This is a genomic window from Streptomyces sp. UG1, assembly GCF_049974585.1.
Taxonomy (GTDB): Bacteria; Actinomycetota; Actinomycetes; order Streptomycetales; family Streptomycetaceae; genus Streptomyces.
Genome location: NZ_JBNGGG010000165.1, coordinates 1 through 715 on the forward strand (window position 1 = coordinate 1; position 715 = coordinate 715).

Sequence of the window (715 nt, forward strand, 5' to 3'; positions counted from 1 at the left end):
GCGAAAACCCATCGGCATACGCCCCCGGCGCACCCCCTCACCTTGATCGGCTACACCACGTCAAGGGACGCCATCCGCCCGCTTCTGATATTCGGCGACGCGGGCGAAGGACAGCCGGGCGTGCTGGGCGAAGCTGGACTGTACGAGGCCGCCTGAGGAGGCCAGACGTCGCCGTACGTCGATGACGAAGCGATCCCACAGCTTGGAGGCGTGCGCATGCCACAGCACGTGGGCGGTGTAGTCGTAGCAGTCGCGGCACAGCGGTTGGCCGATGGCCGAAGCGTCGGGGGCATGGATGGTCCCGCAGCCGAGCGGGCGGCCGTGCTCGCAGGCACCACCCGTGCGGCGAGGACGGCAAGCTTCGCTGGAGCGGTGGACCGGGCCGAACGACGGTGCAGTGAGGGTGACGAAGAGCCGGGGCCTATTGCGAACCGTCGTCGGGACGTTCTTGCCGCCGATCAGGCCTGCGCGGACGAGGTGAAAGGTGTCTCCGGCGTGGAGACGGGAGCAGGCCGGGCAGATGGTCGCGCGTCGATTGCGGCAACGGACGAGGAGGCGTTCGCCGGGTTCGGTTCGGGTGTCGTAGTGGTGGAGGATCTCGCCGGTTGTGCCGTCCAGGGTGGTGGTGTAGCCGGAGAGGAGCAATAGTCAAGAGCTGTGGATCAAGCCATGGTGAGCTCCTACCACCATGAGGCTGGCGGATCTCGGTCGTTGG

General features: G+C 67.3%; 1 pseudogene. It reads right to left on the bottom strand.

Features of this window, described 5'->3' with window-relative positions:
• Positions 1-75: 75 nt before the first annotated feature.
• A pseudogene (locus tag ACP4J3_RS50830) lies at positions 76-639 on the bottom strand (replication initiator); the annotation flags it as partial.
• Positions 640-715 lie beyond the last annotated feature (76 nt).